This is a genomic window from Pseudonocardia cypriaca (assembly GCF_006717045.1).
GTDB classification, from domain to species: Bacteria; Actinomycetota; Actinomycetes; order Mycobacteriales; family Pseudonocardiaceae; genus Pseudonocardia; species Pseudonocardia cypriaca.
In genome coordinates this window covers 1,447,750-1,468,474 of record NZ_VFPH01000001.1, presented here as the reverse complement: position 1 = coordinate 1,468,474, position 20,725 = coordinate 1,447,750, and the positions used below count along the sequence as shown (strand labels likewise).

The following is a 20,725-nucleotide window of genomic DNA, read 5'->3' as shown; positions in this document are numbered from 1 at the left end:
GACGGAGGCTAGGCTGTGCGGAAGCGCGTCGCAAGGAGGAGCCGATGGCGGGAACGAAGGAGCGGATCGTGGGCACCACCGGCGAGCTGTTCCGGCGCCAGGGGTACACGGGCACCGGGCTCAAGCAGATCGTCGCGGAGGCGGGTGCACCGTTCGGGTCGATCTACCACTTCTTCCCCGGCGGGAAGCAGCAGCTGGCCGCGGAGGTGATCCGGACGTCGGGGCGGGCGTACCAGCAGCTGGTCGAGGCGATCCTCGACCAGGCGCCGGATGCGACAACCGCGGTGGAGACCGGCTTCGCGGCGGCCGCCGAGACGCTGGTCGCCACCGGCTACGCCGATGCCTGCCCGATCGCGACGGTGGCGCTGGAGGTCGCGAGCACCGACGAGACGTTGCGCGAGGCCACGGCCGAGGTCTTCGCGGCCTGGGTGGAGTCCGGCGCCGTGCGGTTCGAACGCTGGGGGTTCGCCCCGGACGACGCCCGCAGGCTCGCGATCCTGCTGATCACCAGCCTGGAGGGCGCGTTCGTGCTGTGCCGGGCAGCGCGCAGCACCGAGGCACTGGCAGCGGCCGCGAGTGCGGTGACCGCGGCCGTCCGGGCCGCGCAGGAAGGGGTCAGCTCGGCGGGAGGGCGATGAAGACGGCGCGGAGCACCCAGAAGAACGGCGCCGCCAGCAGGACGAGCAGCCAGAACGCCCACGCGCGGCGACGCGCGATCGCCCGGACCGCGACCGCGGCCAGCAGGGTCGGAATGATCAGCGCGCCGATGAGCTGCCCGAGGGCGGCTGCACCGGGCGGCGCACCGGCGACGGCGAGCACCAGCACGACGTTCACCCCCGCCCAGACCGCCGCCGCTCCCAGCGCCGTCACGAACCGGGTGCGCCGCGCCGGCTGCCCCACCGGCGGCGGGGCGTGCTCCGGTGCCTCCGGATAGGGCGGCGCACCGGGCATGGGGGCGTGCGGTGGGAGGCCGTCGACCCCCGGGGTGAAGCCCGGAGCACCCGCCCACGGCGGCGGGTGGCCGCTGCCGGGCCGCGGGTCGTGGGACGGGGAGGTCACCGGCCGACGGTAGCCGCCTCACACGCCGCTGTCGCGCCTCTCACGACTCACCGCGCCGAGAAGCTGGACTCGCTGGGCACGGACGTCGGACTCGCCGTGCCGGAACGCGCGACTCGGGTACACCCGGCGCCCGACTCGCGCGCGCCCACAGCGCGACTCGCGCGCACTCACAGCGCGACTCGCGGATGGTGTCGTGCCCTCACCTCGCGAGTCGCGGTCTGGGTGTGCGCGAGTCGCGGTCTGGGTGTGCGCGAGCCGCGCTGCTACTGCGGCGCGGGTTGGGGCGTGCGGCGGGGGCCGTAGGTGAGGCGGCGCAGCAGCACCTCCGCCGGGCCCCGGTAGGCGGCGCGGGCCGAGGCGGTGGCGACCAGCAGGATCACCAGCCACGTGCCTATCCCGACCAGCGCGGCCTGCCAGATGTGCGCGTCCTCGCCGAGCCCGAGGGTCCACGCCGGGAGCAGGGCCACGAACGCGACGGACTGCGCGAGGTAGCACGAGAGCGACCGCTGCCCGCACGCCTGGAGCGCGTACGTGACGGGGCCGGGGCCGCTGCGGCGGGCCAACCGGATCGCCAGCAGCCCGAACAGGGCGGCGTAGCCCATTCCGCCTGCGTACCCGCCGAGGGCGTGCAGCCCGCCGGCGAGCATGATCACCTCGAGGGGTGGGGCGGTCCACAGCTGGGCCGCCATCAGCGACAGCGGCAGGCCGAGCACCACCGCTGTGCCGATCCCGGCGACCGCCATCCGCACGAGCAGGACCCGGTGCTTCTGCGGGTCGTCGAGCAGCTGGCGCCGCGCCGCCCACGCGCCGATGGCAACGGCCCCGAAGACGGTCAGCCCGGCGGCGACGAGGCCGATGCCGACCCACTCGATAGCCCGGATCAGCGCGGCGTGCAGCGGGTTCTCCGTGGCCATCGAGGGGAGCATGGACTCCATGCCTTCGGCCGGCGGCGGTGGCAGCGATGCCGCGCTGTAGACGAGCGCGGTCACCAGCGCGCCGACGGCGGCGGTGCCGATCAGAGCGCGGTCGCTGCCACCCACCAGCAGCCCGGCCATGAGCACCGCGAGCAGCCCGTACGCCCCGACGATGTCGCCGGCCCACAGGAGCAACCCGTGCGCCGCGCCGATCACGATCATCCACCCCCCGCGCCGCCGGACCAGCGACGTCACGGCCGGCGCGGGCAGCCCCACGGCACCACGCCGTGAGGCCAGCTGCACGATCCCGTAGCCGAAGAGCAGGCCGAACAGCGGATAGGCCCGCCCGTCGACGAGCAGCACCTGCAGCATCACGACCAACCGGTCGACGCCGTCGACGTCGACCGGGTAGCCGCGCACGCCCACCGGGTGCCCGTACACGTAGACGTGCACGTTGGCCAGCGCGATGAGCAACAGCATGAAGCCGCGGGCGAGGTCGGGGGCGAGCGCGCGGGCCGACGGCGGGGTGGCGCCCGGGTCGACGGGCGGCAGGGCGGTCATACGGGACAACGTAGAGCGTTCCCGGCGCGAACCGGTCCACTCATCGGTGGGTCGACGCTCGGCCCGTTGACAGCGCGGGTACCCGGGTCTCCACTTGCAGTGTGATCGGGGTGGACTCCCGCGCCGCGGCCCGGGAGTCGTCAGGAGCAGGCCGGGAAGCCGGGCTCGCCGCGCCGCTGGCCGATCTGGTCGCCCGCGAGCCCCTCTTCGTCGCGCCCGGCACCACCGTCGCGGACGTCGCGCTGGCCATGCGCGAGGGTCAGCACAGCTGCGCAATGGTCACCTCCAGGCCCGACGGGATCGTGACGAACGGGGACCTGGCCAGGGTGGTGGCCGAACGCCGTCCGCCCGACACCCCGGTGGAGCAGGTCATGAGCGGCCCGGTGCGGACGCTGCCCGCCGCCGCGCCGCTGATCCGGGCGCTACTGCTCATGCTGGACGTGGGCATCGAGCACGTCCCCGTGGTGCGGGACGGCCGGATCGTCGGGGTGGTCACCGACGTCGACGTGATCCGCCAGCAGTCCGCCAGCCCGCTGCTCGTCGCCGACCGGATCCGCCGGGCGGGGGCGGGTGGGACGGACGACCCGGCGCTCGCCGACCTGTCAGCCGACCTCGCGCGGGTTGCCGCGGCGCTGCTCGCCGACGGCGTGGACGGGCTGCGCATCGCGACGGTCGTCGCCGGGCTGCGCGACGCGCTGACCATCCGGATGATCGAGCTCGCCGAGCGGGAGCTGGGGCGCCCGCCGGTCCCGTACGCGTGGCTCGCGCTCGGGTCGCAGGGGCGGATGGAGCAGCTGCTGCGCTCCGACCAGGACACCGCGCTCGCCTTCGCCGACCGGGCGGACGAAGCCGGCGCGTACTTCGCGGCGTTGGCCGAGCGCGTCACGGAGGGGCTGGCGGCGGCCGGGGTTCCGCGTTGTCCCGGCGGGTTCATGGCCACCAGCTGGTGCCGGCGCCTCGACGTGTGGCAGCGGACGTTCCGCGGCTGGCTCGACGAACCGCACGCCCGAAGCCTGCTCGACGCACAGGTGTTCCTGGACCTGCGCCGCGTCACCGGCGATCTCGACGTCGACGTTCTGGACCGGGCGCTCGCGCGGGGCCGCGACCGCCCGGGCATCCAGCTGGCGCTGGCGCAGACGGCGCGCCGGTTCGCCCCTCGGACGCGGCGGTTCCGGCTGGTCCGGGCCGACCGGCTGGCGCCGGCCGAGCTGAAACTGCGCGGCACCGTCCCGATCGTCCTGCTCGGCAGGCTCTACGGGCTCGCCGCGGGCTCCGCCGAGCGGACGACCGCGGGCCGCCTGCACGCCGCCGCGTCCGCGAACCTGATCTCCGGCGACGCAGCCGAGACCCTGCTCGACGCCTACGCCGTGCTGCTCTCGGCCCGGCTGCGGGCGGAACTCGACGGCGAGCCGGCCCCGCTTTCGACGCCCCAGCGCCGCGAGCTGCAGATCGCCCTGCGCACCGTCCGCACCGCGCTGCAGGCCAGCGCACTAACCCACCCCGGGCCGGGGTGAGCGCATGCGGGCGAAGCTGATCGCCGTGACCGCGCTCGCCGCGGCGTGCGTCAACTACCCGCTGCTGTCGCTGTTCGACCGGCCGGTCCAGGTGCTCGGCGTGCCGCTGGTGTGGGCGTACCTGTTCCTGGTCTGGGCCCTGCTGATCGCGGCGGTCGCCGTCCTGTCGAGGCGGGCGGACTAGCCATGGTTCCGGCGTGGGTGGTGGTGATCGTCTCGCTGGCCTACCTCGGCCTGCTCTTCGGCATCGCCCACCACGGCGACCGGCGGGCCGCGGCGGGCCGGAGCCTGATCTCGAGCGGCGTCGTCTACGCGCTGTCGCTCGCGGTGTACGCCACGTCCTGGACGTACTACGGCAGCGTGGGGCGGGCCGCGACCAGGGGTCTGGAGTTCCTGACGATCTACCTGGGCCCCGCACTGGCGATGGCGTGCTCCGCCGTGGTGCTGCAGAAGATGATCAGGGTCAGCAAGCGTTACCGCATCACGTCGCTGTCGGACTTCGCCGCCGCGCGCTTCGGCAACAGCAGGCTGCTCGGCGGGCTGGTCGCGCTCATCGCCGTGGTCGGCACCGTGCCGTACATCGCGCTGCAGCTCAAGGCGGTGTCGAGCACGTTCCGCGTGGTGTCGGGCGGTCCGGTGTCGACGGCCGGCGTGCCGCCCTACGCCGACACCGCGCTCTACGTCGCGCTGGTGCTCGCCCTCTTCGCGATCCTGTTCGGGACCGGGCACCTGGACGCCACCGAGCGTCACGAGGGCATGGTCGCGGCGATCGCGTTCGAGTCGGTGGTCAAGCTCGTCGCGTTCCTGGCGGCCGGGATGTACGTGACGTTCGGGATCTTCGGCGGGTTCGCCGACCTGTTCGACCGCGCCGCGGCCGCACAGGTGGCGACCGAGGCGGTCACCATCGGCGGGTACGGCAACTGGTTCTGGTTGATCGTGCTGTCCGCGTTCGCGGTGCTGCTGCTCCCCCGGCAGTTCCAGATCGGCGTGGTCGAGAACGTGGACGAGCGGCACGTGCGCACGGCCTCCTGGCTGTTCCCCCTCTACCTCCTCGTGATCAACGTCTTCGTGCTGCCGATCGCGCTCGCGGGCCTGATCACGCTCGGCCCCGCGGTCAGCCCGGACACCTATGTGCTCGCGCTGCAGCAGCACAGCGCGCTCGCGCTGCTCGTGTTCATCGGAGGGCTGTCGGCGGCCACCGGGATGGTGATCGTCGAGACCATCGCGCTGTCGACGATGGTGTCCAACTCGCTCGTCATGCCGCTGCTGCTACGCCCATCGACCCGGGGCGGCGCCGACCTGGCCGCCCGCGGCGACCTCGGCCGCCTGGTCCTGCGGATCCGCCGCGTCACGATCCTCGTCGTGCTGCTGCTCGGGTTCGGGTTCTTCCGGATCTCCGGCGATGCGCTGGGGTTGGTCGACATGGGCCTGGTCTCGTTCGCCGCGGTCGCGCAGTTCGCCCCCGCCCTGCTCGGTGGGCTGTGGTGGAAGGGCGCCACCCGCAACGGGGCGCTCGCCGGCCTCGTGGCGGGGATCGTGCTGTGGGCCTACACGCTGCTGTTGCCCGAGCTCGCCAAGACGGGCTGGGTGCCCGGGTCCATCGTGCGCGACGGGCCGTTCGGTGTCGCGCTGCTGCGCCCGCAGGAGCTGTTCGGCCTCAGCGGGGCGGGCGCGGTCGGCAACGGGGTGTTCTGGAGCCTGCTGGTCAACGTCGTCCTGTTCGTCGGGGTGTCGCTGGCCGGAAGGCGGACCCCGGCGGAGACCGGCCACGCGGCCCTGTTCGTCGACATCGACCGTCGGACACCGGGGCCGGGCACCCGCTTCTACCGCGGCAGCGTGCCCGTGGCGCGGTTGCGCGACCTGCTCGCGCGGTTCGTCGGGGCCGAGGCCGCCACGGCCCTCGTCGCCGGGCACGGCTCACGGAGGAGTGCTTCCCTGCCCGACGAGGCGGAGGCCGAACCCGAGCTGGTCCGGCAGGTGGAGACCGCGCTCACCGGCGCGGTCGGGCCCGCCGCCGCCCGGGCGCTCGTCGCCTCGGTGGCCGACGAGGAACCGCTGGGCATGGCCGAGGTCGTCGAGCTGGTCGGGGAGGCGCAGCACCTGCGCGAGCTGGACCGGTTGAAGGACGAGTTCGTCGCCACCGTCACCCACGAGTTGCGCACGCCGCTGACCTCGATCCGGGCGTTCACCGAGATCCTGCGCGACAACCCCGACCTGCCGGCCGAGGAGCGGGGCCGCTACCTGGAGATCATGGCGACGGAGACCGAACGGCTGACCAGGATGGTGAACCAGGTGCTCGACCTCGCGCGGCTGGAGTCCGGGAACGCCGAGTGGCGGCTCACCTCAGTCGACCTCGGCTCGGTGATCGACGAGGCCGCCACCGCCACCGCCCAGCTGTTCACCGACAAGCGGGTGGAGCTCGACGTCGACGTCCCCGCGGAACCCGCGGTCACCGAGGCCGACCGCGACGGCGTCATGCAGGTGCTGCTGAACCTGCTCTCCAACGCGGCCAAGGTCAGCCCGTCACCGGGCGGAAGGGTGCGGATCACACTGCGCACCGACGACGGGACGGCCCGCATCGACGTCGCGGACGACGGTCCCGGCGTCCCACCACCGGACCGGGAACTGATCTTCGACAGGTTCCGCCGGGGCGGAGCCGGCGGCACCGGGCTCGGCCTGGCGATCAGCAGGCGGATCATCGAGCAGTTCGGCGGCACCCTCCACGTGTCCGACTGCGGTGGCGACGGCCGGGGCGCCACGTTCACGGTCGGGCTCCCGGTACCGGCCAGGAGGCGGTAGAGCCGTGGCCCGCATCCTGATCTGCGACGACGAGCCCAACATCGTGGTCTCGCTGGAGTTCCTCATGCGCAGGCAGGGGCACGAGGTCCGCGTCGCAGGGGACGGCGACGCCGCCCTCGCGGCGGTGGCCGATTTCGACCCGGACCTGGTGCTGCTCGACCTGATGCTGCCGGGCCGGGACGGGTACGAGGTCTGCCAGGCACTGCGTGCCGACCGGAACCGGACGAAGATCCTCATGCTGACCGCGAAGGGGCGCGAGGCGGAGATCACCAAGGGGCTCGCCGTGGGTGCCGACGACTACGTGACCAAGCCCTTCGGCACCCAGGACCTGGTGGCACGCGTGCAGCGGCTGCTCGGGGCGGGACCGTGAACCCGGCTCGCCTCGCAACCGTCGCGGCCGCGGCACTCGCGCCGGCCGCGGTGGCCGCGGCCGTCGGCGCGGCGGTCTTCTTCAGCACGCCGCCGCCCGACCGAGCCGTACTGGCGCGGCTGCTGTGGGAGCAGGCGGCGTTCCTCGCGGTCGCCGCGGTGCTGGTGACGCTCGTGGCCGGCCTGCTGGTCGGGGCGGCGCTGCGCCGCTCCGTCGCACCCGCCCGCCGGATGGCGGCCGACGTCCGAGTGGTCCTCGGCGCCAACCCCGAGCACCGCGTGACGCCGTCCGGACCTGCCGAGCTGCGTGACCTCGCGACGGCGCTCAACGAGCTGGCCGAGCGGCACGCGGCCGCGCGTCGCGACGTCCGCGAGGAGGTGGCGGCCGCGGCGGCCGACCTGGAACGCGAGCGGAACCGGCTGGCGGTCCTGATGGGGGTGCTGACCGTCGCGGTGCTGGTGTGTGCCGAGGACGGGCGGATCCTGCTCTACAACGCCGCCGCCCGCGACCTGTTCGGCGACGACGCCGGACTGGGCCGGTCGGTGTTCGGCGTGCTCGACCGCGACCTCGTCGTGCACGGCCTCGCCCGGGTCGACGCGGGATCCGCGCCCCACGAGGCGACGGCCGAGCGGGGAGGCAGGCTGATCCGCGTCCGCCTCGCCCGGGTGCCGTCTGGCACGGCGGGGTTCGTGCTCGTCTGCGAGGACGCCACCCGCGTCGAGCGGGCGGCGGCCCGGCACGCCGAGCTCCTGGGTTCCACCGCCGACCTGGTGCGCGGCGCCGCGGGCAGCATCGGGGCCGCCGCCGGGGCGCTGCTGGACTACCCGGACGTGCCAGCTGACCAGCGCCACCGGTTCGTCGAGGTGATCGCCGAGGAGGCGGGCCGGCTCGGCGCGGCGGGCGAGCGCCTGACCGAGGAGCCCGGTCTCGACATGCGCGGCCGGGCGGTCGCCGACATCTCGGCACGGGACCTGCTCACCGCCGTTGCCGCACGCACCGAGGGCCCGCAGACCCGAATCGGCGGGGCCGCGGAGGACGTCTGGTTCGCCGTGGACAGTTTCTCGGTGGCCGACGCGCTCGCCTCGGTGGTCCGGTTCCTGGGCGAACGGCACGGGACATCCGAGGTGGTGCTCGCGGCTCCGGCCGGCGACGCCGGTCAGCTCGGGCGGCTCGACCTGACGTGGGACGGCCCGCCGCTGCGCGCGGGCGACCTGGAGCGGGCTGCCGCGAACGCCGCGGCGGTCGTCCGGCGGCACGGCGGGGAGACGTGGGCCGACCCGCACCAGCCGCTGGTGCGGGTGCTGCTGCCGCGCTCACCGGCCGGGCCACGCCCGGCGGCACGCGCCGGGGCCGACGAGTCCCCACCCGCGCTCTACGACTTCGAGCTCGAACGGTTCCAGCCCGGCCCGGCCGCGTGGTCCGACCGGGCCGAGAGCCCGCTCGACCGGCTCGCCTACACGGTGTTCGACACCGAGACCACCGGATTCGCCCCCGACGACGGCGACGAGATCGTCTCGATCGGGGCGGTGCGGATCGTCGGCGGCCGGCTGCTGCGCACCGAGACCTTCGAGCGCCTCGTCGACCCCGGCCGGAGCATCCCGCGGGCGGCGAGCGCCGTGCACGGGATCACCCGCGACCTCGTCCGCGGCGCCCCGGCACTGGACGAGGTGCTGCCCGCGTTCGCCGCGTTCGCCGCCGAGAGCGTGCTCGTCGGCCACAACGTGGCGTTCGACATGGCGTTCCTCGCGGCCGCGCAACGGCGGACCGGCACGGCGCTCGCCGCGCCGCTGCTCGACACCCTGCTCGTCGACGGGGTGCTCCACCCTGATCACGACGCCCACACGCTCGAGGCGATGGCCGAGCGGCTCGGGGTCGACCTCGTCGGCCGGCACACCGCGCTCGGCGACGCCCTGCTCACCGGGGAGATCTTCCTCCGGCAACTACCGCTGCTCGCGGCCCGCGGGGTGCACACCCTCGGCGAGCTCCGGGCGGCCGCTGCCGCGACCGCCCAGGCCCGCACCAGCGAGCGGCTCTACCGCCCTAATGCGCGATCGGCTTCTCCGAACCCGCGCCGGTGAGCGAGCGGACCTCCATCTCCGCGAATTTCGCCTCGACCACCGGCTGCCGGCCGCCGACGTAGGTGCCGATGACGCCGAGCAGGAACGACAGCGGGATCGACACCAGGCCGGGGTTGGCCAGCGGGAAGACGTGGAAGTCCACGCCGCGGATCATCGCCGTCGGGCTCCCGGACACCGCGGGCGAGAAGACGATCAGCAGCACGCAGCTCGCCAGCCCGCCGTAGATGCTCCAGAGCGCTCCGGTGGTGTTGAACCGCTTCCAGAACAGCGAGTACAGGATCGTCGGCAGGTTCGCCGAGGCCGCCACCGCGAACGCCAGCGCCACCAGGAACGCGATGTTCTGGTTGCGGGCGAGGATGCCGGCCGCGATGGCGATCACGCCGATCACGACCGCCGTGATCCGGGCGACGCGCACCTCGGCGTCCGCAGGCACCTCACCGCTCTTGATCACGTTGGCGTAGACGTCGTGGGCGAACGACGCCGACGCCGTGATCGTCAGGCCGGCCACGACCGCGAGGATCGTGGCGAAGGCGACGGCGGAGATGAACCCCAGGAGCACCTCGCCCCCCAGCTGGTAGGCCAGGAGCGGCGCGGCGGAGTTCGTCCGGCCGGGCGCGTTCGCGATCGTGGTCGCGCCGCCGGGCACGAGCGCCGCGGCGCCGTAGCCCAGCACGAGCGTGAACAGGTAGAAGATCCCGATCAGCCAGATCGCCCAGACGACCGAGCGCCGCGCTTCCTTGGCCGACGGCACGGTGTAGAAGCGCATCAGGATGTGCGGCAACCCCGCCGTGCCCAGCACCAGCGCCAGCGACAGCGAGATGAAGTCGATCTTCGCCGTGACGGTCGCCCCGTACTGGAGACCGGGACCGAGCAGCTTCTCCCCCAGCTCCTTGGGCTGACCACCCGGGGTCTCGAGGACCGGGTTGGCGGAGACCGCCTGCCCGAGCAGGGCCGACAGGTTGAACCCGAAAAGGGCCAGCACCCACACCGTGATCAGGGCGGTGCCCGTAAGGAGCAGCGCGGCCTTGATGATCTGCACCCACGTGGTGCCCTTCATCCCCCCGACGAGCACATAGGTGATCATCAGGATGCCCACCCCCGCGATCACGAGACCCTGGCCGACCGTGTTCGTGTTCGGGATCTTGAGCAGCAACGCGATCAACGCGCCTGCACCGGCCATCTGGGCGAGCAGGTAGAAGAACGACACGACCAGCGTCGACGTCGCCGCGGCCGCACGCACCGGACGCTGACGCATCCGGAAGCTCAGCACGTCCCCCATCGTGAACTTGCCGGTGTTCCGCAGCAGTTCCGCGACCAGCAGCAGGGCCACCAGCCACGCGACGAGGAAGCCGATCGAGTACAGGAAGCCGTCGTAGCCGTTCACGGCGATCGCGCCCGCGATGCCCAGGAACGACGCGGCCGACAGGTAGTCGCCGGAGATCGCGATGCCGTTCTGGGGTCCGGTGAACGAGCGACCGGCCGCGTAGTAGTCGGATGCCGTCTTGGTGGCACGGCTGGCCCGGAACACGACGACCAGCGTGATGACCACGAACAGGGCGAACGTGCCGATGTTCAGCAGCGGGTTGCCGACGCTCGCAGGCGCCGCACCCTGGGCGAGGAGGCCCATCACACCTCACCTCCCTCGATCAGCTCGCGCAGCTTGGTACCCGCGGGGTCGAGGTACCGGTTCGCGTAGCGCACGTAGACGGTCGTGATGACGAACGTCGAGACGAACTGCAGGAGCCCGATCACCAGTCCGATGTTGATGTTGCCCACCAGCTTCGTGGCCATGAACGTCGGCGCGAAGGTGGCGAGCAGGACGTACAGCAGGTACCAGAGCAGGAACGCCGCGCTCATCGGGAAGACGAACCGGCGCAGGCGGCGTCTCAGGTCTTGGAACTCGGGCGTTCGTTGAACCTGCTCGTAGACGGTGCCCGTTTCCGGCCTTCCGGCCGTGGGGTCGATGCTGGCCACGTTGCCTCCTCGCACACCCGAGCCCACCGGCCCGACCGCGCCCGGACAGCGGACCGGACGTCCCGGTCACGATGGGGCCACTCGACAGAGCTCTTCGTCCCGAGATGTACCCGTTCCGAGGTGTGGCCAATACCGCTGCTCCCCGTCGCGGCACACGTGGCGCGAGGGGGCTAGCCTGCCTCCGTGCCTGCGTCGACCACGTCTCCCGTCACCGTCACCGTCACCGGGGCCGCCGGCCAGATCGGCTACGCGCTGCTCTTCCGCATCGCCTCCGGCCACCTGCTCGGGCCCGACACGCCGGTCCGGCTGCGCCTGCTGGAGATCCCGCAGGCGGTCAAGGCCGCCGAGGGCACGGCGATGGAGCTCGACGACTGCGCCTTCCCGCTGCTCACGGGCATCGACATCACCGACGACGCCAACGTCGCTTTCGACGGCACCAACGTCGCCCTGCTCGTCGGCGCCCGCCCCCGCACCAAGGGGATGGAGCGCGGGGACCTGCTGGAGGCCAACGGCGGGATCTTCGCCCCGCAGGGCAAGGCGATCAACGACCACGCCGCCGACGACGTGCGCGTCCTCGTCGTGGGCAACCCGGCGAACACCAACGCGCTGATCGCGCAGTCGGCCGCGCCGGACGTGCCCGCCGAGCGGTTCACCGCCATGACCCGCCTCGACCACAACCGCGCGATCGCCCAGCTGGCCAAGAAGCTCGACGTGCCGGTCACCGAAATCCGCCGGATGACGATCTGGGGCAACCACTCCGCCACCCAGTACCCCGACCTCTTCCACGCCGAGGTCGGCGGCAAGACCGCCGCCGAGCAGGTCGACGAGTCCTGGCTGCGCGACGAGTTCATCCCGACGGTCGCCAAGCGCGGCGCCGCGATCATCGAGGCGCGCGGCGCGTCGTCGGCGGCGTCGGCGGCCAACGCGGCGATCGACCACGTGTACGACTGGGTGAACGGCACCGCCGACGGCGACTGGACCTCGGCCGCCATCCCCTCCGACGGCTCCTACGGCGTGGCCGAAGGCATCATCTCGAGCTTCCCGGTGACGTCGAAGAACGGGAAGTGGGAGATCGTCCAGGGTCTGGACATCGACGAGTTCTCCCGCGGCAAGATCGACGCCTCGGTCGCCGAGCTGGTCGAGGAGCGCGAGGCGGTCAAGGGTCTCGGCCTCATCTGACGGTTCCCGGTTGCAGCATGGCCACCATGCTGCAATTCAGATCGGGAAGAACAGACGCCGGAAGCGATCCGCGACGGCCTGGTCGCCGCGGATCGTCCCGCCCCGCAGCCGCCTGTACGACGCCAGCACGAGGGTGCCGGGATCGAACTCCACCACGGCCGGGACGTCGCCGAGGTCCGCGGGCGCGTACGTGAGCCCCTCCGGGCCGCAGTCGAACCGGTAGTCGCCCGCGTTGGCCCCGGACGTCACCCGGACCCCGACCGCGAACGGCTCGGACAGCTCCGAGGTCAGCGCGGTCGACTGCCACACGATGAGCGCCACGGGGACGAGCAGGTCGGCGGCGTCCCCGGCGAGCGGCCGGGCCGCGTCGGTGCGCTCCCGGATGTCCCACCCGTGCACCGCGTAGTCGACGAGCTGGAACACCGGGTAGCAGCAGGCCGGCAGCGGGCCCATGTAGGGGTGGGGCACCATCAGGCCGGTCCACTCCTCGTCGGTGAGACCGTCGCTGATCCCCAGCATCCGTTCGAAGTCCTCGTGCACGCGCTTGAGCGCGTCCTCCTTGGCCAGGCTGCGGAACGCGCGCGCGTGCTCGTCGAGCCGCTCGGACATCATCGGGAGGCCGAGCGGCCCGGGCGCGGCGGTGCCCGCGCGGGCGTGATCGAATCCGATGAAGTAGCCCTCGGTGACGTCGATCATGTGTCCGACGTGGTCGCGCACCTGCCAGTTCGCGCAGGCCGTCGGCGCCTCCCATTCGGTGTTCGCCGCCAACTCGAAGAACGAGGCCGCCTCGGCGCGAACCGTGCGCATGAGGTTGGCGCGGCTCGCCGGGTCCATGAAGTTCCACTCAGCGCTCATGGCGGAGCACCATGGCCCCGTCAAGTTGCACGGTCAACCACTGCCCGGGTGACTCGGAATGAGTTCGAGAAGCGCGGAGCGGGGCGCCGAGGGCAGCCGGGGCCTGCTGGACCACCGACGGCTGCGGCCCACATGCGGGCTTCTCAAACACATTCTCACCAGCCGTAGAAGACCCGCTCCACCACGGCGCGGGCACGGCGGGTGGCGCGCCGGTAGTCGTCAAGGAAGACGCCGGGGTCGCCGGGCGGGTAGCCGAGGGCGGAGGCGACCGCGGCCAGCTCCCGGCCGGTGCGGGGCACCTGGTCGCCCGGCTTGCCCTTCACCAGCATCACGGCGTTGCGCGCGCGGGTGGCCATCCGCCAGCCTGCGGCGAGCTCGTCGGCGTCCTCCCGCTGCAGGATCCCCGCCTCCACGGCCTCCTGCAGCCCTTCGAGGGTGGACGTCGTGCGCAGCTCCGGCACGTCGCCCGCGTGCTGCATCTGCAGCAGCTGGACGGTCCACTCGACGTCGGCGAGCCCGCCGTGGCCGAGCTTGGTGTGCGTGCTGCGGTCGGCGCCGCGAGGTAGCCGCTCCTCGTCGACGCGGGCCTTGATCCGGCGGATCTCGGTGACGGTCGCGGCGTCGATGCCTGCAGCCGGGTACCGGATCGGGTCGATCATGTGCAGGAACCGCCTCCCGAGGTCCTCGTGGCCCGCCACGGCGGTCGCGCGTAGCAGCGCCTGCGCCTCCCACGGCTCCGACCAGCGCGCGTAGTAGGCGCGGTACGACTCCAGCGTGCGGACGAGCGGCCCGGACCGGCCCTCCGGCCGGAGGTCGGCGTCGACGACGAGCGCCGGGTCGGGCGTGGGCGCGGAGAGCTTGCGCCGGACCGTCTCGGCGATGCCGGTGGCCCACTTCGCGGCCTCGTGGTCGGACGCCCCGCCCACCGGCTCGCAGACGAAGAGCACGTCGGCGTCGCTGCCGTACCCCAGCTCCGCCCCGCCGAGCCGGCCCATCCCGATGACGGCGAGCCGTGCCGGCCCGGGGCCGGCCGCGCGCAGGACCGCGTCCAGCGTCGCCTGGAGCACAGCCACCCACACCGAGCTGAGCGCGGCGCACACCTCGTCGACCTCCAGCAGGCCGAGCAGGTCGGCGGACGCGACCCGCAACAGCTCGTGCCGGCGCAGTGAGCGCGCGGTGGCGGCGGCACCGTCCGGATCGTGCTGCCGGGCGACCGTGGTGCGCAGCGCCGTAGCGAAGTCCTCGGGTTCGCGGCGCAGCTCGTCGGCCTGACCCGCCACGGGCGCGGCGAGCAGTCTCAGCACCTCCGGGGCGCGCACCAGGAGGTCCGGCACCAGGGCGGACGTCCCGAGCAGGCGCATCAGCCGCCCCGCAACCAGGCCCTCGTCACGCAGCAGCCGCAGGTACCACGGGGTCTCGGCGAGCGCCTCCGACACCCGCCGGTACGCGAGCAGCCCGCGGTCGGGGTCGGGGCTCTGCGCGAGCTCGTCGAGCAGCACCGGGAGGAGCGTCTGCTGGATGGAGGCCGCCCGGGAGACACCCGAGGTGAGCGCCCGCAGGTGTCCGAGCGCACCCTCCGGCGAGGCCCACCCCAGCGCGCCGAGGCGGGCGGCCGCCGCCTTCTCCGACAGCCGCACGGTGTCGACCGGCAGCCGCGACACGGCCGTCAGCAGCGGCCGGTAGAACAGCTTCTCGTGCAGCCGGCGCACCCGCAGCACCGTGCGTGACCACTCCGCGTTCAGCACGCCGACCACGTCACGCCGCCCGTCGGGACGCAGTCCGGCAGCGCGCCCGAGCCAGCGTCGCCCGTCGACGTCGTCCTCGGCCGGCATGAGGTGGGTGCGCAGCATCCGTTGCAGCTGCAGCCGGTGCTCCAGGAGGCGCAGGAACCGGTAGGACGTGGCGAGGTCGACCCCGTCCTCGCGGCCGACGTACCCGCCGTCGGCGAGCGCGGTGAGCGCGTCGAGGGTCGACGGCAACCGCAACGCTTCGTCGTTGCGGCCGTGCACGAGCTGCAGCAGCTGCACCGCGAACTCGACGTCGCGCAGCCCGCCCACCCCGAGCTTGATCTCGCGCTCGGCGTGGTCGGGACGGATGTGCTCCTCCACCCGGCGGCGCATCGCCTGCACGTCCGCGACGAAGTCGTCACGCCCCGCCGCGTTCCACACCAGCGGGGCGACCGCGTCCGCGTACGCCGCGCCCAGCTCGGGGTCGCCCGCCACCGGCCGCGCCTTGAGCAGCGCCTGGAACTCCCAGGTCTTCGCCCACCGCTTGTAGTACGAGACGTGGCCGTCGAGCGTTCGCACCAGTGCCCCCTGCCGGCCCTCCGGCCGCAGGTTGGCGTCGACCTGGAAGCAGGCGTCACCCGCGACGCGCATGAGCCGGCTGGCCACCCTGGTCATCTGCTGGTCGGCCGGCTCGGCGACGAACACGACGTCGACGTCGCTGACGTAGTTCAGCTCGCGCCCGCCGCACTTGCCCATCGCGATCACGGCGAGCCGGCCGTCGGCGTCGTTCTCCGCCATCGCGACGGCGTGCGCCGCCTGCAGCGCAGCGGCGGCGAGGTCGGCGAGCTGGGCGGCCACGTCGGCGACGTCGAGCACGGGCAGGTCCGGCTCCCCGACCGCCGCGATGTCGGCGGCCGCCAGCACCAGCACCTCGTCGCGGTACGCCGCGCGCAGCGCGGTGACGGCCTCGGCGCCCGTGAGAACGTCCGCCCCGACCCCGACCGCCCGCAGCAGCGCCTCCCGCGCGCCCTCCCCCGGCTGCGGCGCGGACCCGGTGAGCCGGTGCCACCGGTCGGGGTGGGCCACCAGGTGGTCGACGAGCGCCGTCGAGCTGCCGAGCAGCGTGAGCAGGCGTCCCCGCAGCACCTGGTCGGCGCGCAGCGCGGCGTCCAGGTCCTGCCGGTCCGGCGTTGCGTTCAGCAGGCGTTCCGCGGAACGGAGTGCGAGGTCCGGGTCGGGGCTGCGGCCGAGCGCCGACATGATGGCCTCGGCGCCCGGGGCCGGCTTGTCCCCGGCCCACCAGCCGAGCGCGGTGACCGTGGCCTCCGCCCACGGCTCCGTGAGCCCCAGCCGGGCGAGCGAGGTACCCGTGCGCGTCACGGGGTTGATCCTGCCCCGCTGTGGCCCACATCCACAGTGTGGGTCTCGGCGAAGACCGCGACTCGCGCGCACTCAGACCGCGACTCGCGTCATTCGGACCTCGTCAGGGGACCGCGTCGAGGATCGTGCGGGTGCCCGGGTCGGTGACCCCCGCGTCCTGCCACGCGGCGCGCAGCTCGGGGCTGCCCATGTGCTCCCGGGCTTTAGCCAGGTCGTCGAACTCGAAGAGCACCACGACCTCGTGCGGGTCCTCCCGGTTGCGGAACAGGACTGTGCTGCGGCAGGTCGCCGCGGCGCGGGTGGGCCCGAGCCGGTCGAACACCTCCTTCCAGCGGTCGAACTCCTCCACCCGCTGGTGTACGAGCACATGCGGCATGATCGCTTTCCCCTTCGTCCAGGTTGTGCCAACAACTGTAGGCGAAGCTGGCCGGTTTGCCAACGTCCGTTGGTGACAATCTGCTCGGCATGCCACCGGAGGGGGACGTGTCGACGGCCGGCCCGGACCTCCGGGGTGGCAGGCTCGGCTCGTGTCCGGGCTGCTCGACGCGCCGCTCCTGAGCGGCCCCATCCAGGTCGCCGCCGGCGTCGCCGGGGTGGCGGGCGGGCTCTTCCTGCTCGCCCGCCGCTCGCGCCGCTGGTGGACGCGGACGGTGCCCGCGGTGCTGCTCGGCGCGGCCGGCCTGACCGCGCTGCTGGCGGTGCTGGTCAACCAGGTGTGGCAACCGTTCCCTGACCCGCTGCCGCTGTCGGGACTGCTGCTCGTCGGCGCCGTTCTGGCGGCGATCGGGCTGGCCGCGCTGGGCATGCGCCCCAGGCGTTGGCCGGGCCGCGCGGGCGCGGTGGTGGCGGTCGTGCTGGTGGTGCTGGGGTCCGCCCAGGGGATGAACGTCGTGTACCGCGAGTTCCCGACGCTGCGCACCGCACTGGGGCTCCCCGCCGTCGACGAGATCCCGTTCACGCAGGTCCCGCTGCGCGAGCAGGTGATCGGCACCCGGTCGGGGCTGCCGCTGTCGGCCATCTGGCGCCCGCCGGCCGGGATGCCGGCGAAGGGCATCGTCACCGAGGTGACGATCCCGGCCACGGTGTCGGGATTCGCCGCGCGGCCCGCACGGCTGTACCTGCCGCCCGCCTACCTGTCACGGCCCCGGGCCCAGCTGCCGGTGCTCGTGCTGCTGTCCGGCCAGCCGGGATCGCCCGACGACTGGCTGGACGGTGGCGGGCTCGCGGACCGGATGGACGCCTTCGCGGCCGCCCACGACGGCCTCGCCCCGGTGGTCGTGATGCCCGACCACCTCGGCACCCCGCTGGACAACCCGCTGTGCATGGACTCGCGGCTCGGCAACGCCGCCACCTACGTGTCCGTCGACGTCCCCGCCTGGATCCGCGAGACCCTGCAGGTCGACCCCGATCCATCGGGCTGGGCCATCGGCGGGTTCTCCAACGGCGGCACCTGCTCGCTGCAGATGGCCGTCAACGAGCCGCAGGTGTACCCCACCTTCGTCGACATCTCCGGCGAGGCCGAGCCGTCGCTCGGCGACCACGCCACCACCGTCCAGGCCGCGTTCGGCGGGGACGAGGCCGCCTTCGCGGCCGTCAACCCGCTCGACGTCATGGCGCGCAAGCAGTTCCCGGACACCGCGGGCTTCCTCGTCGCCGGCCAGCAGGACAGCATCTACGGACCGCAGGCCCAGCGGGTGCTCGCCGCGTGCAAGGCCGCCGGCATGGACGTGCAGCTGGACGTGAAGCCCGGCGGGCACACTTGGGAGGTGTGGGGCCCGGGCCTGGAGGACGCCCTTCCCTGGCTCGCCACCCGGCTGGGGATGACGCCGTGAACGGACTGCTGGGACTCGCCCGGTCACTGGTGCGGGTGATCCGGCGGGCGCCGCTCTCCCTCGCGTTCGTCGCGATGGTCTGGGCGTACGGCCTCGCCACGCGCAGCCTTCCCGGCGGACCGAACGACCGCCTGATGGAACGGGTCGGCACCGGCGTCCGCGCGCTGGAGGCCGGCCGCTGGTGGACCCCGCTCTCGGCGATGCTCTGGTGGGGCACCATCGGCGCGGCCGTCATCACGAGCGCGCTGGTGCTGCTCGGTGGGGCGCTGGCCGAGCACCGGATCGGGAGCTACCGCACGGCCGCCCTGCTCGTCGGGACGCAGGTCGTCGGCACGCTGGTCGCGCTGACCGCCGTCGGAGCGGGCGCGGCAGCGGGCAGCGGCTGGCCGTCCGACCTGGCCGCCGAGCTGGTCGTGGGCGCGGCCCCCGGCGCCGTCGGGCTCGTCCTCGCCGCGAGCAGCACGCTGTCGGCGCTGTGGCGGCGCAGGCTGCGACTGCTCATGCTGGCCGCGCTGGCGATGCTGGTGGCGTACTCCGGCGAGCTGCCGGAGGTCATCATGCTGTGCTCCGGCCTGGTCGGGCTCGCCGCGGGCCGGCTGCTCGGCAGGCCAGAACGGCACCCCGGCCCCGCCAGCCGCACGGAGGTGCGGGTGCTCATCGCGCTCGTGGTGGCGGCCTCGGCCGTCGGCCCGATCGTCGCCGCGATCGCGCACGCCCCGATCGGCCCGCTCTCCGTGCTGCAGTTCGTGGTGCTCTCCCCACCACCCGACGCGCTGACCGTGCAGCAGATCTGCGCCACCGGCGACGCCGACGCCTGCCGGAGCCTCCAGGCGCAGCTGCGCCTGTCCGGGATCGGCCCCGCGCTGGCGTCCGTGGTGCCGGTGCTGCTGCTACTCGTGGTCGCCGACGGGCTGCGCCACGGACGGCGCGCCGCCCTCGTCGTCGGCATCGCGCTGAACCTCGCGCTCGCCGCCCTGGGCGTGCTGCTCGCCGTGCTGGTGGTGTCCACCCCGGTCGAGCAGCTGATGGTCTACCAGGCCGCGCCAGGCGCCCGCCGGATCCTGGCGCTGACGCTGCCACCGCTACTGCCGCTCGCCGTGGCCGTGCTGCTGTGGTGGACCCGCGACCGGTTCGCCGTGCGCGCCCCCACCGGCACCTACCGCGAGCTGCTCGTCACCTCGCTGACCGTGCTCGCCGCCGTCAGCGCGGCGTACGTGCTGCTCGGCGCCGCCGTCGCCGACCAGTTCGACCGGCCGCCCACGATCGGCCGGCTGCTCGCCGACCTGCCGGAGCGCTTCCTGCCACCCGGCTACCTCGGCGAGGTCGACCCGGACTTCCTGCCCCAGGGCTACCTCGCCACCCTCCTGTTCGAGTGGACCGGCGTCGTGTTCTGGCTGGTCGTGGCCGGTGGGCTGCTCGCGACGTTCCGCCGGCCGCGCGCCGATCCCGGCGCAGGGGACGCCGAGCGGGCCCGCGAGCTGGCGCGGCGCGGCGGCTCCAACCTCGGCTGGCTCTCCACGTGGGACGGCAACTCCTACTGGTTCGACACCCACGGCGACGCGGCCATCGCCCACCGCGTGATCGGCTCCGTCGCGCTCACCACCGCCGACCCGATCGGCACGCCAACCGGCGACACCGTCGCCCGGTTCGCCGCGTTCTGCCAGGAACACGGGTGGACGCCCGCGCTCTACAGCGTCACCGACGACACCCGGAAGGCGTGCGAGGCACTGGGCTGGAGCTCGGTGCAGGTCGCCGAGGAGACCGTGCTGGCGCTGCCGGAGCTGGCCTTCACCGGGAAGAAGTGGCAGGACGTCCGCACCGCGCTCAACCGCGCCGCGAAGGCGGGGATCACCGCCGAATGGATCCGCTACGCCGAGGCCCCGCTCGCCCTCACCGACCAGATCGGGGCGATCAGCGAGGAGTGGGTGGCCGACAAGGGCCTTCCGGAGATGGGCTTCACCCTCGGCGGCCTCGACGAGCTCGCCGACCCGGAGGTCCGCTGCCTGCTCGCCGTCGACGCCGACCGCACCGTGCACGGCGTCACCAGCTGGCTGCCCGTGCACCGGGACGGGGCCGTCGTCGGCTGGACCCTCGACTTCATGCGCCGCCGCGAGAGCGGCTTCCGCGGCGTGATGGAGTTCCTCATCGCTTCGGCCGTGCTGCGGTTCCAGGAGGAGGACGCGCAGTTCCTGAGCCTGTCCGGAGCCCCGCTCGCCCGGCTCGACCGCGGCGAGCAGCCAGCGGCCCTGCAACGCCTGCTCGACGTCATCGGTCACGCACTCGAACCGGTGTACGGGTTCCGGTCGCTGCTCGCGTTCAAGGCGAAGTTCCAGCCGGAGTACCGGCCCCTGCACCTTTGCTACCCCGACCCGGCCGCACTCCCCGCCATCGGCCTTGCGATCGCCCGGGCCTACCTGCCGGAGGTCACGGCCCGCCAGTCGGCCCGGCTGCTGTCGCGGCTGCGCTGAAGTTCAGGAACGCCA

Annotated in this window: 16 protein-coding genes; 9 read left to right on the top strand and 7 right to left on the bottom strand. The window is 73.5% G+C overall.

The window, feature by feature from the left end; genetic code table 11:
* Window positions 1–44 precede the first annotated feature (44 nt).
* Window positions 45–638, top strand: a complete 594-nt coding sequence (locus tag FB388_RS06835; RefSeq protein WP_142098413.1) for a TetR/AcrR family transcriptional regulator — start codon at window positions 45–47, stop codon at window positions 636–638.
* On the opposite strand, the gene FB388_RS39265 is transcribed toward FB388_RS06835, so the two are convergent.
* Both FB388_RS39265 and FB388_RS06825 read right to left on the bottom strand, forming a co-directional pair.
* Complete coding sequence (locus FB388_RS39265) at window positions 616–1,059, bottom strand: hypothetical protein (protein ID WP_170225506.1); 444 nt, start codon at window positions 1,057–1,059, stop codon at window positions 616–618. The genes FB388_RS06835 and FB388_RS39265 overlap by 23 nt on opposite strands.
* 263 nt (window positions 1,060–1,322) lie before the next feature.
* The gene (locus tag FB388_RS06825) at window positions 1,323–2,534 is read right to left on the bottom strand and encodes a DUF418 domain-containing protein (RefSeq protein ID WP_142098410.1); all 1,212 of its coding nucleotides are present in this window, start codon (window positions 2,532–2,534) and stop codon (window positions 1,323–1,325) included.
* Between the two features lie 110 nt (window positions 2,535–2,644).
* Here FB388_RS06825 and FB388_RS06820 point away from each other — a divergent pair, with 110 nt between their 5' ends.
* Genes FB388_RS06820 through FB388_RS06800 form a run of 5 tightly spaced genes read left to right on the top strand, consistent with a single transcriptional unit; the run spans window position 2,645 to window position 9,295 of the window.
* Complete coding sequence (locus tag FB388_RS06820; RefSeq protein WP_211361801.1) at window positions 2,645–4,048, top strand: DUF294 nucleotidyltransferase-like domain-containing protein; 1,404 nt, start codon at window positions 2,645–2,647, stop codon at window positions 4,046–4,048.
* 4 nt (window positions 4,049–4,052) lie between these two features.
* A complete protein-coding gene (locus tag FB388_RS06815) occupies window positions 4,053–4,232 on the top strand; it encodes a hypothetical protein (protein WP_142098403.1) in 180 nt (59 codons plus the stop codon).
* 2 nt (window positions 4,233–4,234) lie between these two features.
* Window positions 4,235–6,847, top strand: coding sequence for a sensor histidine kinase (locus FB388_RS06810; protein ID WP_142098400.1), 2,613 nt, complete (start codon window positions 4,235–4,237; stop codon window positions 6,845–6,847).
* Between the two features lie 4 nt (window positions 6,848–6,851).
* The gene (locus tag FB388_RS06805) at window positions 6,852–7,217 is read left to right on the top strand and encodes a response regulator transcription factor (RefSeq protein WP_142098397.1); all 366 of its coding nucleotides are present in this window, start codon (window positions 6,852–6,854) and stop codon (window positions 7,215–7,217) included.
* A complete protein-coding gene (locus FB388_RS06800) occupies window positions 7,214–9,295 on the top strand; it encodes an exonuclease domain-containing protein (RefSeq protein WP_142098394.1) in 2,082 nt (693 codons plus the stop codon). Before FB388_RS06805 ends, FB388_RS06800 begins: the two co-directional genes overlap by 4 nt.
* On the opposite strand, the gene FB388_RS06795 is transcribed toward FB388_RS06800, so the two are convergent.
* Entirely contained in the window at window positions 9,258–10,922 is a 1,665-nt protein-coding gene (locus FB388_RS06795; protein WP_142098391.1) for a solute symporter family protein, read from the bottom strand. The two genes, FB388_RS06800 and FB388_RS06795, sit on opposite strands and share 38 nt — an antisense overlap.
* Entirely contained in the window at window positions 10,922–11,269 is a 348-nt protein-coding gene (locus tag FB388_RS06790) for a DUF485 domain-containing protein (protein WP_142098388.1), read from the bottom strand. Before FB388_RS06790 ends, FB388_RS06795 begins: the two co-directional genes overlap by 1 nt.
* Window positions 11,270–11,452: 183 nt before the next feature.
* On the opposite strand from FB388_RS06790, the gene FB388_RS06785 reads away from it, so the two are divergent.
* Window positions 11,453–12,448 carry a malate dehydrogenase gene (locus FB388_RS06785; RefSeq protein WP_142098385.1) on the top strand — a complete coding sequence of 332 codons (996 nt, stop codon included), beginning with the start codon at window positions 11,453–11,455 and terminating at the stop codon, window positions 12,446–12,448.
* A gap of 36 nt (window positions 12,449–12,484) precedes the next feature.
* On the opposite strand, the gene FB388_RS06780 is transcribed toward FB388_RS06785, so the two are convergent.
* From FB388_RS06780 to FB388_RS39260, 3 genes are all read right to left on the bottom strand, one after another.
* Complete coding sequence (locus tag FB388_RS06780; protein WP_211361800.1) at window positions 12,485–13,303, bottom strand: maleylpyruvate isomerase N-terminal domain-containing protein; 819 nt, start codon at window positions 13,301–13,303, stop codon at window positions 12,485–12,487.
* Between the two features lie 155 nt (window positions 13,304–13,458).
* On the bottom strand, window positions 13,459–16,410 hold the full coding sequence (locus FB388_RS06775; protein WP_246121686.1) for a bifunctional [glutamine synthetase] adenylyltransferase/[glutamine synthetase]-adenylyl-L-tyrosine phosphorylase: 2,952 nt from the start codon (window positions 16,408–16,410) through the stop codon (window positions 13,459–13,461).
* A gap of 103 nt (window positions 16,411–16,513) precedes the next feature.
* On the bottom strand, window positions 16,514–16,786 hold the full coding sequence (locus tag FB388_RS39260; RefSeq protein WP_170225505.1) for an antibiotic biosynthesis monooxygenase family protein: 273 nt from the start codon (window positions 16,784–16,786) through the stop codon (window positions 16,514–16,516).
* Window positions 16,787–16,937: 151 nt separating this feature from the next.
* On the opposite strand from FB388_RS39260, the gene FB388_RS06765 reads away from it, so the two are divergent.
* Both FB388_RS06765 and FB388_RS06760 read left to right on the top strand, forming a co-directional pair.
* On the top strand, window positions 16,938–18,242 hold the full coding sequence (locus FB388_RS06765) for an alpha/beta hydrolase (RefSeq protein ID WP_142098381.1): 1,305 nt from the start codon (window positions 16,938–16,940) through the stop codon (window positions 18,240–18,242).
* Complete coding sequence (locus FB388_RS06760) at window positions 18,239–20,710, top strand: bifunctional lysylphosphatidylglycerol flippase/synthetase MprF (RefSeq protein WP_211361799.1); 2,472 nt, start codon at window positions 18,239–18,241, stop codon at window positions 20,708–20,710. Before FB388_RS06765 ends, FB388_RS06760 begins: the two co-directional genes overlap by 4 nt.
* Window positions 20,711–20,725 lie beyond the last annotated feature (15 nt).

Coding starts and splice junctions, on each gene's coding strand:
- FB388_RS06825 (WP_142098410.1), bottom strand. CDS start 2,534: ATGACCGCCCTGCCGCCCGTCGACCCGGGCGCCACCCCGCCGTCGGCC.
- FB388_RS06810 (WP_142098400.1), top strand. CDS start 4,235: ATGGTTCCGGCGTGGGTGGTGGTGATCGTCTCGCTGGCCTACCTCGGC.
- FB388_RS06780 (WP_211361800.1), bottom strand. CDS start 13,303: ATGAGCGCTGAGTGGAACTTCATGGACCCGGCGAGCCGCGCCAACCTC.
- FB388_RS06835 (WP_142098413.1), top strand. CDS start 45: ATGGCGGGAACGAAGGAGCGGATCGTGGGCACCACCGGCGAGCTGTTC.
- FB388_RS06815 (WP_142098403.1), top strand. CDS start 4,053: ATGCGGGCGAAGCTGATCGCCGTGACCGCGCTCGCCGCGGCGTGCGTC.
- FB388_RS06795 (WP_142098391.1), bottom strand. CDS start 10,922: ATGGGCCTCCTCGCCCAGGGTGCGGCGCCTGCGAGCGTCGGCAACCCG.
- FB388_RS39260 (WP_170225505.1), bottom strand. CDS start 16,786: ATGCCGCATGTGCTCGTACACCAGCGGGTGGAGGAGTTCGACCGCTGG.